A 16210-nucleotide genomic window follows, 5' to 3' on the forward strand; every position below is an offset into this window, starting at 1 on the left:
AGCGATTGCCCCGGCTCATGAAGGCACGACCGCTGCTGGAGCGCGCAAAGCGGCACGGCCCCGTTGCTTGAAGCTGAGCAAGTAGCAGAGCAACCCGGCGAAGAACCCCAGACCGGCACCCAGACGTGCCCAGAACAGCACTTGCAGATGTTCGACCGTGGCCATGAATGGCAAGGCAATCCCGTCGGCCTGCCAGCGTTGCAGGTAGACCTGTACGACACCCGCTGCGGTGAGGAACAGCGTGATCATCACCATCGACAGGGTCATCAACCAGAAACCCCAGATTTCAAGTGTCTGCGAACGCTCGTCGCCCGCTTCACCCAACCCGCGCAAGCGCGGCATGGCGTAGCTGATCAAGGTCATCACGATCATGGCGTAAGCACCGTAGAAGGCCAGGTGACCGTGAGCGGCCGTCAGTTGCGAACCGTGGGTGTAGAAGTTGACCGGTGCCAGGGTGTGCAGAAAACCCCAGACGCCCGCACCGAAGAACGCCGTGACCGTGGTGCCCTTGGCCCACAGTGTGGCCGCGCGATTCGGGTGTTGCCGGCGACGGTTCTTCACCATGCTGAAGGCGAAGACCACCATGGCCAGGAACGGCAGCGGTTCCATGGCGGAGAAGATTGAACCGACCCACAGCCAGACCTCGGGCGCACCAATCCAGAAGAAGTGGTGACCGGTGCCGATGATCCCGGTAATCAGCGCCATGGCGATGATCACATAGAGCCATTTCTCCACGACTTCGCGGTCGACCCCGGTGATCTTGATCAGGACAAACGCGAGCATCGATCCCATGATCAGTTCCCACACGCCTTCCACCCACAGATGCACCACCCACCACCAGTAGAACTTGTCGCGGGCCAGGTTACCGGGGTTGTAGAAGGAGAACAGGAAGAACACCGCGAGCCCGATCAACCCCGTCATCATGACCATGCTGACGGTGGTCTTGCGACCTTTGAGCAGGGTCATGCCGATGTTGTAGAGGAACCCCAGGCACACCACCACAATGCCCATCTTGGTGATGGTCGGTTGCTCCAGGAACTCCCGGCCCATGGTGGGCAGCAGTTCGTTGTGGGTCAGCCGGGCCAGGCCGGCATAGGGCACCAGCAGGTAGCCGAGAATCGTCAGCACACCCGCCGCCGCGAAGACCCAGAACAGAATGATCGCCAGCTTCGGACTGTGCAGCTCGCGGTCGGCCTCCTCCGGTATCAGGTAGTACGCCGCGCCCATGAAACCGAACAGCAGCCAGACGATCAGCAGGTTGGTGTGCACCATCCGCGCCACGTTGAAGGGAATGATCGGGAACAGAAAGTCCCCTACCACGTATTGCAGGCCCATGATCAAACCGAACAGCACCTGACCGAGAAACAGCATCAGGGCAAACACGAAGTACGGTTTGGCCACGGCTTGCGAGGCGAATTTCAGATGTGGATTAGCAATGCTCATCGCTTAGCCCTCCTTGTTTGGCGGCCAGCCATTGGTGTTGATTTTCGAGCTCCATTTGAGGAACTCGGCGATGTCATCCACCTCCTGCTCACTCAACTTGAACTGCGGCATCGCTCGCCGGCCCGGCACATTCAGCGGCTGCATTTTCATCCAGGCATGCAGGAAGGGTTTGAAGCCCTCCTCCCCGCCGCGTCGCTGGAACACATTGCCCAGCTCAGGCGCAAAGTAGGCGCCCTCGCCCAGCAGCGTGTGGCAGCCGATGCAGTTGTTTTGCTCCCAGACTGTCTTGCCGCGGATCACTGATTCAGTGAGTTGCGCTTCATTGCTGCGCGCTGGAAAGGTTTGTTCCGTGTGGTAGGTCAAGGCCAGGAATATCAGGAAGAAGAAAACGCTTCCCCCGAAGTAGATATTCCTGGCCATGCCTTTGGTGAAGGTCTCTGACATGGTCGCTTCCTCTTTGCTTGGCCCGTCCATTTTAGGAAGCGAGGGGTCGAAATCTGCTTGATGCCGATCAAGAAACTCCGATGGTTTTGCTCAGGTATTACACCTGGAAGTACTTGACCCTGTAGCAGCTGGCGCAGCCTGCGTTCGGCTGCGCAGCAGTCGTGAGAGGTGACACTGCAGTGATTCAGGTTAAAGGCGGGGGCAGGATTTACGACTGCTGCGCAGCCGAACGCAGGCTGCGCGAGCTGCTACATGAGTTACACGATGGCCAGCAAGGTCAATCCCACCAACAACGCCAGCACCAACGCCCAGCTCATCATCAATCGCCGCCACAATCGCGGCGCGTGGCGCATCTCCATGAAGCCATTCGTAATCAGCCACGCCTTGGCGACAGCCACCAGCAAAATCGCAAGGGACAGCCACCACGCCGCCGCGGACTGCGCCAGCAACACCGTGCACAGGCTTAACGCGGTCAGTGCGGCCCAGCAGACAAACAACCACCTGGAAGCAGACATTGGCACCTCATCAACCCAGCACGTAGACCAGCGGAAACAGCACGACCCAGATCAGGTCGACCATGTGCCAATACAACACGCCGGATTCGAATCCGCTGCGGTTGCTGGCGTCATAGCGGCCACGACGGCACCGCTCGGCCAGCCATCCAAGGATCAACATGCCGAGCAGGACATGGAGAAAATGAAAACCGGTGAGAATCCAGTAGAGGGTAAAAAACGTGTTGTGCTCAAGGCCCAGCCCCGAGGCCAGCAAGTGCCGGTACTCGGTGACTTTCAACACCACATAGACACTGGCGGCAAGCAACGCGGCCAGCAGATAGATCGCGCCACGGCGTGACCGCGAGTGCCGGACCTGCTCCTGTGCCAGGGCGGCGAACAGCCCGGCAGTGAGCAGGCTCAGGGTCATCGCCAGACCGGTTGAGGTGTTGAGCAACAGTCGGCTTTCGCCAAACATCTGCGGCTTGATGGCTTGGGTGACGGCGAACACCAGTATCAGAATGGCGAACACCGAGAGCTCGGCGAGGATAAAAAACCACATCGCCAGATCGCCCGGCAAGTGGCCAGGCGAAGCGTTTGCGGACTCAGCCGAAGTGGACATCAACCACGCCCATCAACGCGGCCACGGTCATCGGATCATCGCTCAACGGTTCGGCCAGGCACGCCATGCAGGCCTCACGCGGGCTCATCCCGGAGCGGATCATTCGCGCGGTAAAAATCAGCAGCCGCGTCGAGGCCACCTCCTCCAGATCATGCTGATCGAGCCGGCGCAGGGCCTGCCCCAATCTGACCACTTGCGCCGCCAGCGCACTGTCCACCTGCGCTTCCCGGGCGACAATGCGCTCTTCCTCAGCCACGGGCGGATAGCCGAAACGCATCGCCACAAAGCGCTGACGGGTGCTCGGCTTCATGCCTTTGAGCAGGTTCTGGTAACCGGGGTTGTACGACACCACCAACATGAATGATGGTGGCGCCTGCAACACTTCGCCGGTGCGTTCCAGAAACAACTCCCGACGATCATCGGCCAACGGGTGCAGGACCACCACCGTGTCCTGGCGCGCCTCGACCACTTCGTCGAGGTAACAGATGCCGCCTTCGCGCACTGCGCGGGTCAGCGGTCCATCCTGCCACCAGGTGCCCTGCGCACCAATCAAATGACGGCCGATCAAGTCGGCGGCACTCAGGTCGTCATGGCACGCCACGGTGTGCAGCGGCAGGTTCAATCGATGGGCCATGTGCTGAACGAAACGGGTCTTGCCACAGCCCGTGGGGCCTTTGATCAGCACCGGCATGCCGTGTCGCCAGGCTTGTTCGAACAGCGCCTCCTCATTATTGAGCGGTTGGTAGAAGGGTTCGACCTTGTTTTCGCGAGACGGGATATGGTCCATGGGGCACCTGATTCAACAGCGGATTCATGGAACACGCTAAGGGTCCCTGCGACAACCTGGCAAGCGAGATGACCGGCAAACTTGATCGCCGTCAAGCAAGCATTGGCCTGCTCGGGCATAGCCTTGCAGCGCACTTAGAACCTGCGTCCTGCGCTGCGGTTTCAGCGCATCGCAAAGGTCTTGCCTGAGGAGAAATGGAATGCTGATCAGCAATAGAAAAACGTTTGCTCTGACTGTCGCCGCACTGTATTCGGCACTGGCCGCCGCGGGGACTCTCGCGACCAGTGCCGAGGCACCCGCCGCCACGGCGGCCAATCCGTCCATGGTCAAAACGGCCGGCGCTCCCGACATGAGCCAGGCCGACTTCGACGCGTCCAAGGAAATTTACTTCCAGCGCTGCGCCGGTTGCCACGGTGTGTTGCGCAAAGGTGCCACCGGCAAACCGCTGACGCCGGACATCACCCAGTCTCGCGGGCAACCGTACCTGGAAGCGTTGATCACCTACGGCTCGCCAGCGGGGATGCCGAACTGGGGGACGTCCAATGCGTTGACCAAGGATCAGATCACGACCATGGCCAGGTTTATCCAGCACACACCGCCAACGCCGCCGGAATGGGGCATGGCCGAGACGCTGAAAACCTGGAAAGTGCTGGTCAAACCCGAGGATCGGCCGAAGAAACAGCTGAGCAAACTCAACCTGCCGAACCTGTTTTCGGTGACGTTGCGCGACGACGGCAAGATCGCCCTGATCGACGGTGACAGCAAGAAAATCGTCAAGCTGATCGAGACCGGTTATGCGGTGCACATCTCGCGTATCTCCGCCTCGGGCCGGTACTTGCTGGTGATTGGCCGAGACGCGCGGATCGACATGATCGACCTGTGGCCGGTGGAGCCCACCAAGGTTGCTGAAGTCAAAGTGGGGATCGAAGCGCGCTCGGTGGAGACCTCCAAGTTCAAGGGCTACGAAGACAAATACACCATCGCCGGCTCCTACTGGCCGCCACAGTTCACCCTCATGGATGGCGAAACCCTGGAGCCCAAACAGATCGTTTCGACCCGTGGCATGACCGTCGACAAACAGGAATATCACCCCGAGCCCCGCGTCGCGGCCATCATCGCTTCCCACGAATGGCCGGAGTTCATCGTCAACGTCAAGGAAACCGGCAAAGTCATGCTGGTCAATTACCAGGACATCAAAAACCTCTCCATCACTTATATCGATGCCGCTCCGTTCCTGCACGACGGTGGCTGGGACAGCTCCCACCGTTACTTCATGACCGCCGCCAACAACTCCAACAAAGTCGCCGTGATCGACTCCAAAGAGCGCAAATTGACCGCGCTGGTGGACGTCGGCAAAACCCCTCACCCAGGTCGCGGCGCCAACTTTGACCACCCCACCTACGGACCGGTCTGGGCCACCAGCCACCTGGGCGACGAGGGGATTTCGCTGATCGGCACCGACCCGGTCAATCACCCGCAATACGCCTGGAAACAGGTCACCTCGATCAAGGGCCAGGGCGGCGGTTCTCTGTTCATCAAAACCCACCCCAATTCCCGTCATTTGTATGTCGACACCACCCTCAACCCCGACGCGAAACTCAGTCAGTCAGTGGCGGTGTTCAACATCGACAAGCTCGACGCCGGCTACACCGTGTTGCCCATTGCCGAGTACGCGGGAATCAAGCAAGGGGCGATGCGCGTCGTGCAGCCGGAATACAACAAGGCGGGCGATGAAGTCTGGTTCTCCGTGTGGAGCGGCCAGGCAGACGAATCGGCGCTGGTGGTGATCGACGACAAAACCCTGAAGCTCAAATCGGTCATCAAGGACAAACGACTGATCACACCCACCGGAAAATTCAACGTCTACAACACCCAACACGACATTTATTGAGCGCCATCAATGCAAGGAAACACCATGAAAAATACGCTGCTTTCACTGTTTGCCCTGACCGCTGCACTGAGCGTGCAACCGGCCATGGCCCAAGACGCGCTGGAACTGTTCAAAAGCAAACCTTGCGCTGCCTGCCACTCCATCGACGCCAAGATTGTCGGCCCGGCACTCAAGGATGTGGCGGCCAAGAACGCGGGAGTGGCCGGGGCGGTGGACACCCTGGCCAGTCACATCAAAAACGGTACGCAAGGTAACTGGGGCCCGATGCCGATGCCGGCCAACCCGGTGACCGATGAAGAAGCCAAGACACTCGCGACCTGGGTCCTGAGTCTGAAATAGCCAATCGGAGGGCGTCATGATGGTGTATGGACACGCTGCAGTTCTGACGGCCCTCCTCCTCATTTGCGCAACGGCAGTTGCCACCCCTGACGCCAAGCGTCAGGCACAACTCGAACACCTGCTGGCCCAGGACTGTGGCGCCTGCCATGGGCTGCACATGACCGGCGGGCTGGGTCCCGAACTGACTCGCACCGCACTGGCCGGCAAGTCCCGGGACAGCCTGATTGCCACCGTCTCCCAAGGCCGACCCGGCACCGCGATGCCCGGCTGGGCCCCGCTGCTTGGCCCGGATGATATCCGTTGGCTAGTCGACCTTCTTCTCAAGGGATACCCCGCACCATGATCCGTTCAATCCTGCTGTCAGCGGCGACCGGGCTGTTGTTGTCCGCGTGTACTCAACCGCCGTTGCGCGGCACCGGTGATCTGGGCGTGGTCGTGGAGCGCGCCAGCGGCAGTGTGCAAATCATTGAAAGCGATACCCGCTCGGCACTGGCCCGACTCGATGGCCTGGGTGACCTGTCCCACGCCTCGGTGGTGTTCTCCCGCGACCAGCGTTATGCCTATGTATTCGGTCGCGACGGCGGCCTGAGCAAGATCGACTTGCTGACCCGGCGCATCGACCATCGACTGATACAAGGCGGCAACAGCATCGGCGGCGCCATCAGCCAGGACGGCAAATTGATCGCCGTGTCCAACTATGTGCCCGGCGGGGTCAAGGTCTTCGATGCCGCCACCCTGCAACTGGTGGCTGACATCCCTGCCACCCCATTGGCCGATGGCAGCAAGCGCTCGCGGGTGGTCGGCCTGGTCGACGCACCCGGCCAGCGCTTTGTGTTCAGCCTGTTCGATACCGGCGAGATCTGGACGGCCGACTTCAGCCAGGGAACGTCGCCGAAGATCAGCCGCTTCACCGCCATCGGCCAGCAACCCTACGACGCGCTGATTACCCCGGACGGTCGCTACTACATGGCCGGGCTGTTCGGCGAAGACGGCATGGCCCAACTCGACCTTTGGCACCCCGAACGCGGAGTGCGGCGAGTGCTCGGCGATTATGGACGCGGCCAGGCGAAACTGCCGGTCTACAAGATGCCGCACCTGGAGGGCTGGGCCGTCGCCGACAACCAGGCCTTCGTGCCTGCGGTTGGCCGGCACCAGGTGCTGGTGATGGATTCGCGCACCTGGGAGCAAACCGCCGTCATTCCCGTTGCCGGCCAACCGGTGTTCGTCACCTCGCGCCCGGACGGTCGGCAACTGTGGGTCAATTTCGCCTACCCGGACAATGACCGGGTTCAGGTCATCGACACCGAAACCCACGCCGTGGTCGCCGATTTGCGACCGGGGCCAGCGGTGCTGCACATGGAGTTCACCGCGCGCGGAGATCAGTTATGGCTGTCATTACGCGATGGCGATCAGGTTCAAGTCTGGGACCCGTACAGCCTGAAGCAACTGAGCACCCTTCCCGCTGCCGCGCCAAGCGGCATCTTCTTCAGCAGCCGCGCGCAAAAAATGGGCTATTGAAATGAACCTCGACCTGCTCAGCCGCCAGTTGATCGACCGCTTCCAGCACGGCATGCCGCTGTGCGCGGAACCCTATCAAGAGATGGCCCGGATCCTGGGTTGCACCGAGCCGCAAGTGATGGCGTGTCTGCATCGCCTGCAATTGGCCGGCGCCTTGTCGCGCGTTGGCCCGGTGTTTGAACACAGCCGCGCCGGGGCCAGCACCCTCGCCGCCCTCGCCGTGCCTCCCGAGCGCCTGCATCAGGTCGCCGAACGCGTCAGCCAATACCCCGAGGTCAATCACAACTACGCGCGCGAGCATCACTACAACCTGTGGTTTGTGTTGACCGGTCCCGATCGCCAGCACATTGAGCGAGTGCTCGAAGCGTTGGAGAACGATACGGGTCTCACACCACTGGACCTGCCGATGTTGACGGCCTACCGCATTGACCTCGGTTTTGCCCTGGGAGAAAGCCTATGCAACCCGGATTGAACGCCAAACAGGCACTGGCCCTGCGTCGACACCTGGAAGGCGGCCTGCCGCGAGTACCGCGCCCCTATCAGTCCCTCGCCGAACGGATAAACGCCGACGAAAACCAGGTGCTCGCGCAAATGCATCAGTGGCACGAACAAGGGCTGTTCCGGCGCATCGGCCTGGTGCTCAACCACCGCGCACTGGGTTTTACCGCCAACGCCATGCTGGTGCTGGATGTTCCGGACGCGTTGATCGACGAAGTCGGCCAGCGCCTGGGCCGGGCGCCCGGCATCACCCTCTGCTATCAGCGACCACGACGCTTGCCGCAATGGCACTACAACCTGTTCTGCATGATTCACGGGCGTCAACGGGATCAGGTCGAGGCGCAGATTCAGGCGCTGCTGAAGGAGCATTTGCTGGACGACCTGCCCCACGAATTGCTGTTCAGCACCCACGCCTTCAAACAATGCGGCGGGCGCTTTGCCCCACTGCCAACAGGAGCTCCCCCCCGTGGATGACCTCGACCGTCGACTGATCAATCGCTTGCAACTGGGCCTGCCGCTGGTGCGCCAACCCTGGAAAGTACTGGCCGAGGAACTGGAGAGCAGCAGCGACGAATTGCTCGATCGCCTCCACCTTTTGCTGGAAGACGGCGTGCTCACGCGCTTCGGCCCGATGTTCGACATCGAGCGCTTGGGCGGCGCGTTCACCCTCGCGGCGCTGACGGTGCCGGAAGATCGTTTCGAAGACGTCGCGGAACAACTACAGGCCCTGCCTGAAGTGGCGCACAACTATCGACGCGAACACCCCTGGAACATGTGGTTTGTGCTCGGTTGCGCCACGCAACAACGCCTGAGCGACACCCTGCATCACATCGAAACCCTGACCGGCCTGCCGCTGCTCAACCTGCCCAAAGAGGAGACGTACCATGTCGGTCTGTATTTCCCGGTCTGAAGATACCTTGGCCCACCGTTTGATCGAGCTGACCCAGGCCGGCTTGCCGCTGCTGGATGACCCTTGGGCCTGGCTCGCCGAACAGCTCGACCTCAGCATCGAGTCCACCCTGGACTTGCTCAAGCGATTACAGGCAGAGGGTGCCATCCGCCGCATCGCCGCCGTCCCCAATCACTATCGCCTGGGCTACCGCCACAACGGCATGACGGTGTGGGATGTGCGTGATGCAGACATGCCCCGCCTCGGCGCGCTGATCGGTGCGCAACCCTTCGTCAGCCATTGTTATCGACGCCCGCGCCGCACCACGTGGCGCTACAACCTGTTTGCCATGGTGCACGGTCGCAGCAGTGAGGAAATCGACAGCTACCGCGAGCACCTGCGCTACTTGCTGGGTGATGCCTGCGCCGCCGACGAGATGTTGGTGAGCAGCCGAATCCTGAAAAAAACCGGTCTGCGCCTGCCACCCGCTTCGCACTGAACACGCGCCGACTCAAGGAGAGTTGCATGTTAAGGATCAGCCAATACCTGCGCGCACTGGCCGGCCAGGCGCCCGCCCCCAAAACCGGCGCATCGGGCAGCCAACGGCCACCCGTGGTGATCTGGAACCTGCTCAGGCGTTGCAACCTGACCTGCAAACACTGTTACGCCACGTCCGCTGACAGTGTCTTTCGCGATGAACTGGATACCCCGGCCGCACTCACGGTGATCGACGACCTGCACGACGCCGGCGTGAAGGTGCTGATTCTGTCTGGCGGTGAGCCCCTGTTGCGCGACGACCTGTTTGTGCTCAGCGCCTACGCCCGCGCCAAGGGGTTCTTTGTGGCGTTGTCCACCAACGGCACGCTGATTACTGAGCACAACATCGCGCAGATCCACGCGGCGCAGTTCGACTATGTCGGTATCAGCATCGATGGCCTGCAAGCCACCCATGACGCCTTCCGCCAACTCAAGGGCAGTTTTGCCCGTTCCATGCACGCGATCCGGCTCTGTCGCGAACAGGGTATTCGTGTTGGCTTGCGCACCACGCTCACCCAGGAAAACCATGGGCAACTGCCTCAACTGCTGACGCTGATGCGTGAGTACGACGTGCAGAAGTTTTACCTGTCGCACCTCAACTACAGCGGTCGCGGCAAACGCAGTCGCACGCTCGACGCCCGGCAACAGATGAGCCGTGAGGCGATGACGTTGATCTTCGAACAGGCCTGGGACGATATCGCGCAGGGCCGCGACAGTGACTTTGTCAGCGGCAACAACGACGCCGACGCGATTCTGCTGCTGCAGTGGGTGAGCCTTCACCTGCCCGAGCACGCCTCGCGCCTGGAACGCATGCTCCGCGCCTGGGGCGGCAACGCTTCGGGCAGCGGCATCGCCAATATCGACAACACCGGCGACGTCCACCCGGACACTTATTGGTGGCAGCACTCGGTAGGCAACGTGCGGCACACGCCATTTCGCACCCTCTGGCTGGACCGCCCGGACGCCTTATTGCAGCAACTGCGCGAGCATCCGCGCGCCGTCGGTGGCCGCTGCGGCCAATGCCGCTGGCTGGACATCTGCAACGGCAACACCCGCACACGCGCCTGGGCCGAAGGCGATCTCTGGGGCCAGGACCCCGGTTGCCACCTCAGCGACGAAGAAATCGGTGTGCCGCCCTTACCGACAATCCCTTGCGTCATGCACTGAAGCATCCGCCTGGCCAGCCCCGGCCAACCTGATGAAGAACCAAGGACGTCCCATGCACCCCTCGATTGTTTTACCGGCTGCACTTGAGTCCACCTTCAGACCGGGCGAAGTGGCCCTGGTCGGCGCGGGTCCCGGCGATCCCCGCCTGCTGACCCTGCGTGCCTGGAGCCTGTTGATGCAGGCCGACGCCGTCGTTTATGACCGCCTGATCAGCCCCGAACTGCTGACGCTGATCCCTCTCGACTGCGCCCGGCATTACGTCGGCAAGGCCAGCGGTTGCCACAGCCTGCCCCAGGACCAGATCAACGAACTGCTCGCCGAGCTCGCCGATCAAGGGCTGCGCGTGGCACGGCTGAAGGGAGGTGACCCGTTCATTTTTGGTCGCGGCGCCGAGGAGCTGGAGTATCTGTTGCAACGCAACATTGATTGCCAGGTGGTGCCGGGCATTACCGCCGCGTCCGGGTGCAGCGCTTACGCCGGCATCCCACTGACCCACCGCAACCTGGTCAACTCCTGTCGGTTCATCACCGGCCACCTGCAACACGACGGCGAGTTGATACTGCCCTGGCACGACCTGGCCGATACCAGCCAGACCCTGGTGTTTTACATGGGGTTATCGAACCTCGGGATTATCGCCGAGCGCTTGATTAATGCCGGGATGGCAGCCGACACACCGGCGGCGCTGATCAGCAATGGCACGCGGCCCGACCAGCATGTCGCGCGAGGCGTGCTGAAACACTTGCCGACGCTGGCACTGGACTGCCCGCCGGGTGTTCCGACATTGACCGTCATTGGCCAGGTCGTCGACTTGTTCGCCACCCAACGACGGGACTATCCGGCGCGTTTTTACCCCGTTCAAGCGCTGAAACGCCATGCCAGGGTGACGGTATGAGGCGCGCGGTGTTCGTCCCGTTGTTGTGGGCAGGCGCCGCTTACGCAGGCGCTACGGTGGCGCCCGTCGAGGGGACACTGGAACAGGCCGCCGACCACTACCAACAGCATTGCCAAGGCTGTCATGGCGCCAACCGTTTCGGCGCGACGGGGCCGGCGTTGCTACCGGAGAGTCTGAGCCGGATCAAACCCGACGAAATCCGCAACGTGATCCGCAACGGTCGCCCCGCAAGCCAGATGGCCGGGTTTGCCAACGTGCTCAACCCGGCGCAGATCGATGCGCTGGCGAACTACCTTCAGCAACCGCCCGCCACCGCGCCCACCTGGAGCAACGACGACATTCGCGGCAGCCACACGGTACTCGCTGACATCAGCACACTGCCCGACAGGCCCCAACATCACGCCGACCCACTGAACCTGTTTGTGGTGGTGGAAGCCGGCGATCACCACATCAATATCCTCGACGGCGATCGCTTTGAAGTACTGGCGCGGTTTGCTTCACACTTTGCCGTGCACGGCGGGCCGAAATTTTCGCCGGATGGGCGTTTTGTCTACGTCGCGTCGCGTGATGGCTGGGTCAGCCTGTACGACCTGCATAACCTGAAACTGATTGCCGAGGTCCGCGTCGGGCTCAACACCCGCAACCTGGCGGTGAGCAAGGACGGTCGATGGGTGCTGGTCGGCAATTATCTGCCGGGCAACCTGGTGGTGCTCGATGCCCGCGATCTGTCGCTGGTCAAAACCCTGCCGGCCATCGGCCAGGACGGCAGCGCATCACGGGTCAGTGCGGTCTATACCGCCCCGCCACGGGACAGTTTTATCGTGGCGCTCAAGGACGTGAAGGAGGTGTGGGAGTTGTCTTGCGCCGGCACACCAGACTTCGAACCACGGCGAATCCCGGCCGAGGATGTACTGGATGACTTTTCCTTTTCGCCGGACTACAAGCAATTGCTGGCCACGTCGCGCAAGGCGGGGGGCGGTCAAGTGATCGACCTCGACACTGGCAGGATCGTCACCGACATCGCACTGCCGGGCATGCCCCACCTGGGGTCCGGGACCTACTGGAAACGCAACGGTCAGTGGGTATTTGCCACGCCGAACATCAGCAAAGGGCTGATCTCGGTCATCGACTTCAAGACCTGGAAACTGATCAAGGAAATTCCGACCCTGGGACCGGGTTTCTTCATGCGCAGTCATGTCAACTCACGCTATGCCTGGTCCGACGTGTTCTTCGGGCCCGACAACGATGCCATTCACCTGATCGACAAGCAGACCCTGGAAATTGCCCATACCTTGCGCCCGATGCCCGGCAAGACTGCCGCCCACGTCGAGTTCACCCGTGATGGCCGCTACTTGCTGCTGAGCATCTGGGCCACCGATGGCGCGCTGATCGTTTACGACAGCAATACCCTCGAGGAGATCAAACGCCTGCCGATGAACAAGCCGTCCGGCAAGTACAACGTCGGCAATAAAATCGAGTTTGCCGAGGGGACTTCGCATTAGGGTTTGGGTTTGGGTTTGGGTGTATATCCGTTTTTGCGGTAACGGCCACTAATGGTTCCGCCCTTACGGCGGGTCACTTTGGAAGAGCGCCAAAGTAACCAAAGCGCATTTGCCCCTTTCGTTCGGTGCCTCGCTTAGGCTCGGCATGCCCTCGCTCCGGTCCTGCTCCGTGGGCCCGCCGCCATCGGCCATCCATGGCCGGGGGCGGCTAACCCGGCATCCATGCCGGGTTGCCCACTGCGCAGAACCTCCACTCGGCCTCTCGAGGGGGCGGTGCGTCAACATCAAAAGCTGCAGGCGAGCTAACGCTCGGCCTGTTGAGTGGTGAAAAGCAAAGTCGTGCGCGGATACATTGTTGGGCGAACCTGCTTGCAAAGCTGTTGATTGATGATTCCCACACTCTCTGCGTAGCAGCTGTCGAGCCTTGGCGAGGCTGCGTGCTTTTGCTTTTGCTTTTGCTTTTGATCTTGATCTTGATCTGTTGCCCCTTTCCCAGAGGCCGAACGCAGGCGTTGCGTAGGGGGCACCGCGGCAAGGATGCCGCGGTAGCCGCCCCCGGCCATGGATGGCCGATGGCGGCGGGCCCCCGGAGCAATGCCGGAGTGAGGGCATGCCGAGCCTGGGCGAGGCACCGAATGGAGGGGCAAAGCCTTTTGGTTCCTTTTCGGCGTTTGGAAAAGGGACTCGCTGTAAGAGCGAAACCGCCAGCAGCCGTTACACCTCTGGATGTGCATAAAAGAAAGGCCTTGGCGCTGCTACGCGCTTTTGCTTTTGATCGTGATCTGCTGCCCCTTTCCCAGAGGCCGAACGCAGGCGTTGCGTAGGGGGCACCGCGGCAAGGATGCCGCGGTAGCCGCCCCCGGCCATGGATGGCCGATGGCGGCGGGCCCCCGGAGCAATGCCGGAGTGAGGGCATGCCGAGCCTGGGCGAGGCACCGAATGGAGGGGCAAAGCCTTTTGGTTCCTTTTCGGCGTTTGGAAAAGGGACTCGCTGTAAGAGCGAAACCGCCAGCAGCCGTTACCGCAACAACGGATATGTACACCATCAAAAAACCACTCCAGCGATCTTGAGTGACCAGCACCAAGCCCAAGTATGTGTTCACCCTTCAGCCCAAGGTGTACCCGTTGTCGACCGTCCAGTCCTGACCGTAAACACCCCGGGCACCTTGGGACAGCTGAAAGATAATCACGTTGGCCACCGCTGACGCAGAGTGGTGAAAAGCAAAGTCGTGCGCCGATACATTGTTGGGCGAACCTGCTTGCAAAGCTGTTGATTGTTCCCACCCTCCGTAGCAGCTGTCGAGCCTTGGCGAGGCTGCGTGCTTTTGCTTTTGATCGTGATCTGCTGCCCCTTTCCCAGAGGCCGAACGCAGGCGTTGCGTAGGGGGCACCGCGGCAAGGATGCCGCGGTAGCCGCCCCCGGCCATGGATGGCCGATGGCGGCGGGCCCCCGGAGCAATGCCGGAGTGAGGGCATGCCGAGCCTGGGCGAGGCGCCGAATGGAGGGGCAAAGCCTTTTGGTTCCTTTTCGGCGTTTGGAAAAGGGACTCGCTGTAAGAGCGAAACCGCCAGCAGCCGTTACCGCAACAACGGATATGTACACCATCAAAAAACCGCTCCAGCGATCTTGAGTGACCAGCACCAAGCCCAAGTATATGTTCGACGTTCTCGCCCAACGTGTACCCGTTGTCGACCGTCCAGTCCTGACCGTAAACACCCCGGGCACCTTGGGACAGCTGAAAGATAATCACGTTGGCCACCGCTGACGCAGAGTGGTGAAAAGCAAAGTCGTGCGCCGATACATTGCTGGGCGAACCTGCTTGCAAAGCTGTTGATTGTTCCCACCCTCCGTAGCAGCTGTCGAGCCTTGGCGAGGCTGCGTGCTTTTGCTTTTGATCTTGATCTGCTGCCCCTTTCCCAGAGGCCGAACGCAGGCGTTGCGTAGGGGGCACCGCGGCAAGGATGCCGCGGTAGCCGCCCCCGGCCATGGATGGCCGATGGCGGCGGGCCCCCGGAGCAATGCCGGAGTGAGGGCATGCCGAGCCTGGGCGAGGCACCGAATGGAGGGGCAAAGCCTTTTGGTTCCTTTTCGGCGTTTGGAAAAGGGACTCGCTGTAAGAGCGAAACCGCCAGCAGCCGTTAGCAGGCGTTGCGTAGGGGGCACCGCGGCAAGGATGCCGCGGTAGCCGCCCCCGGCCATGGATGGCCGATGGCGGCGGGCCCCCGGAGCAATGCCGGAGTGAGGGCATGCCGAGCCTGGGCGAGGCACCGAATGGAGGGGCAAAGCCTTTTGGTTCCTTTTCGGCGTTTGGAAAAGGGACTCGCTGTAAGAGCGAAACCGCCAGCAGCCGTTACCACAACAACGGATATGTACACCATCAAAAAACCGCTCCAGCGATCTTGAGTGACCAGCACCAAGCCCAAGTATATGTTCGACGTTCTAGCCCAACGTGTACCCGTTGTCGACCGTCCAGTCCTGACCGTAGACACCCCGGGCGCCTTGGGACAGCTGAAAGATAATCACGTTGGCCACCGCTGACGCATCGAGAAAGTGCCCGGGCAACATACGTTTGCCGAGGGTGTCCGCGACTTCGTCGAGTTCATCGTCGCTCAAGCCCAGGTTGTCCCACATCGGCGTGGCGGTCGGCCCCGGGGAGACCAGATTGATGCGCACATCAAAACGGGCAAACTCCACCGCCAGTGTGCGAGCCTGTGCCGCCAAGGCAGCCTTGCTGGCAATGCAGGCAGCCAGGCCGGGAAAGCTCGAACCGGTCAGGAAGCTGCCGACAAACACCACCGAAGCCGGGCTCGCCAGCTCCCCGCGCAACGCCGCCAGGGTGTTCAACGCCCCGGCACCGTTGACGGCCCACTGGCGCTGGAAGGCCGGCATGTCCAGGCCATCGGCCATTTCGGCGATCCCCGCGTTGGGCACCAGATAATCGATCCGGCCCAGCGTCGCAGCGTGCTCGGCCAGATTGCGCAAGTCGTCCTTGCACGTGACGTCCCCGGCGCTCCATTGCAAACGTTCGCCGTAGATCTGCTGCAAGGCCGGCAGATCACCGGCCGTACGTGACATCGCCAGCACCTTGACGCCACGCGGCAACAGCGCAGCGCACAGGGCCAGACCAATCCCGGAGCTGGCGCCGGTGATCACAGCCAAACGATCCTGAAACTCGGTTTGCATCATGTT

Annotated in this window: 17 protein-coding genes and 2 pseudogenes; 11 read left to right on the forward strand and 8 right to left on the reverse strand. The window is 61.5% G+C overall.

Features of this window, described 5'->3' with window-relative positions:
• Positions 1-15 precede the first annotated feature (15 nt).
• The 5 genes from BMS17_RS03565 to BMS17_RS03585 form a co-directional block, all read right to left on the reverse strand.
• Positions 16-1443 carry a cbb3-type cytochrome c oxidase subunit I gene (locus BMS17_RS03565; protein WP_046028092.1) on the reverse strand — a complete coding sequence of 476 codons (1428 nt, stop codon included), beginning with the start codon at positions 1441-1443 and terminating at the stop codon, positions 16-18.
• A gap of 3 nt (positions 1444-1446) precedes the next feature.
• Positions 1447-1887 (reverse strand): cytochrome c, encoded by a 441-nt coding sequence (locus BMS17_RS03570; RefSeq protein ID WP_046028094.1) that lies wholly within the window; start codon positions 1885-1887, stop codon positions 1447-1449.
• Positions 1888-2144: 257 nt separating this feature from the next.
• On the reverse strand, positions 2145-2402 hold the full coding sequence (locus BMS17_RS03575; RefSeq protein WP_046028096.1) for a cytochrome C oxidase subunit IV family protein: 258 nt from the start codon (positions 2400-2402) through the stop codon (positions 2145-2147).
• Between the two features lie 10 nt (positions 2403-2412).
• Complete coding sequence (locus BMS17_RS03580) at positions 2413-3000, reverse strand: cytochrome c oxidase subunit 3 family protein (protein WP_046028098.1); 588 nt, start codon at positions 2998-3000, stop codon at positions 2413-2415.
• Positions 2984-3787: a CbbQ/NirQ/NorQ/GpvN family protein gene (locus tag BMS17_RS03585; protein WP_046028099.1), complete on the reverse strand. Its 804-nt coding sequence runs from the start codon at positions 3785-3787 to the stop codon at positions 2984-2986. Before BMS17_RS03585 ends, BMS17_RS03580 begins: the two co-directional genes overlap by 17 nt.
• Before the next feature lie 199 nt (positions 3788-3986).
• Between BMS17_RS03585 and BMS17_RS03590 the strand changes: the two genes are divergently transcribed.
• From BMS17_RS03590 to BMS17_RS03640, 11 genes are read left to right on the forward strand one after another with little or no spacing between them, the layout of a single operon-like run.
• A complete protein-coding gene (locus BMS17_RS03590) occupies positions 3987-5678 on the forward strand; it encodes a nitrite reductase (RefSeq protein WP_077430431.1) in 1692 nt (563 codons plus the stop codon).
• A gap of 24 nt (positions 5679-5702) precedes the next feature.
• Entirely contained in the window at positions 5703-6017 is a 315-nt protein-coding gene (locus BMS17_RS03595) for a c-type cytochrome (protein ID WP_046028102.1), read from the forward strand.
• A gap of 16 nt (positions 6018-6033) precedes the next feature.
• On the forward strand, positions 6034-6360 hold the full coding sequence (locus BMS17_RS03600; protein WP_046028104.1) for a cytochrome c: 327 nt from the start codon (positions 6034-6036) through the stop codon (positions 6358-6360).
• On the forward strand, positions 6357-7535 hold the full coding sequence (locus BMS17_RS03605; protein WP_046028105.1) for a cytochrome D1 domain-containing protein: 1179 nt from the start codon (positions 6357-6359) through the stop codon (positions 7533-7535). The genes BMS17_RS03600 and BMS17_RS03605 overlap by 4 nt, the downstream gene beginning before the upstream one ends.
• 1 nt (position 7536) lies before the next feature.
• Entirely contained in the window at positions 7537-8007 is a 471-nt protein-coding gene (locus BMS17_RS03610) for an Lrp/AsnC family transcriptional regulator (protein WP_077430432.1), read from the forward strand.
• Entirely contained in the window at positions 7992-8507 is a 516-nt protein-coding gene (locus BMS17_RS03615; protein ID WP_046028107.1) for an Lrp/AsnC family transcriptional regulator, read from the forward strand. The genes BMS17_RS03610 and BMS17_RS03615 overlap by 16 nt, the downstream gene beginning before the upstream one ends.
• Positions 8500-8943 (forward strand): Lrp/AsnC family transcriptional regulator, encoded by a 444-nt coding sequence (locus BMS17_RS03620; protein WP_046028108.1) that lies wholly within the window; start codon positions 8500-8502, stop codon positions 8941-8943. The genes BMS17_RS03615 and BMS17_RS03620 overlap by 8 nt, the downstream gene beginning before the upstream one ends.
• Positions 8918-9421 carry an Lrp/AsnC family transcriptional regulator gene (locus tag BMS17_RS03625; protein ID WP_046028109.1) on the forward strand — a complete coding sequence of 168 codons (504 nt, stop codon included), beginning with the start codon at positions 8918-8920 and terminating at the stop codon, positions 9419-9421. Before BMS17_RS03620 ends, BMS17_RS03625 begins: the two co-directional genes overlap by 26 nt.
• Before the next feature lie 26 nt (positions 9422-9447).
• A complete protein-coding gene (nirJ, locus tag BMS17_RS03630) occupies positions 9448-10626 on the forward strand; it encodes a heme d1 biosynthesis radical SAM protein NirJ (protein WP_077430433.1) in 1179 nt (392 codons plus the stop codon).
• A gap of 52 nt (positions 10627-10678) precedes the next feature.
• Positions 10679-11518, forward strand: coding sequence for a uroporphyrinogen-III C-methyltransferase (cobA, locus tag BMS17_RS03635; protein ID WP_046028111.1), 840 nt, complete (start codon positions 10679-10681; stop codon positions 11516-11518).
• Positions 11515-13020 (forward strand): cytochrome D1 domain-containing protein, encoded by a 1506-nt coding sequence (locus tag BMS17_RS03640; RefSeq protein WP_077430434.1) that lies wholly within the window; start codon positions 11515-11517, stop codon positions 13018-13020. The genes cobA and BMS17_RS03640 overlap by 4 nt, the downstream gene beginning before the upstream one ends.
• A 1106-nt stretch (positions 13021-14126) precedes the next feature.
• Here the strand turns inward: BMS17_RS03640 and BMS17_RS30570 are convergent.
• The 3 genes and pseudogenes from BMS17_RS30570 to BMS17_RS03665 form a co-directional block, all read right to left on the reverse strand.
• Positions 14127-14228 (reverse strand): annotated as a pseudogene (locus BMS17_RS30570) (short-chain dehydrogenase); the annotation flags it as partial.
• A 465-nt stretch (positions 14229-14693) separates the two neighbouring features.
• Positions 14694-14789, reverse strand: a pseudogene (locus tag BMS17_RS30575) (short-chain dehydrogenase); the annotation flags it as partial.
• 671 nt (positions 14790-15460) lie between these two features.
• Complete coding sequence (locus tag BMS17_RS03665; RefSeq protein ID WP_046028274.1) at positions 15461-16204, reverse strand: SDR family NAD(P)-dependent oxidoreductase; 744 nt, start codon at positions 16202-16204, stop codon at positions 15461-15463.
• Positions 16205-16210: the final 6 nt, after the last annotated feature.

This window comes from Pseudomonas sp. C9, from assembly GCF_002000165.1.
In the GTDB taxonomy this organism is placed as follows: domain Bacteria; phylum Pseudomonadota; class Gammaproteobacteria; order Pseudomonadales; family Pseudomonadaceae; genus Aquipseudomonas.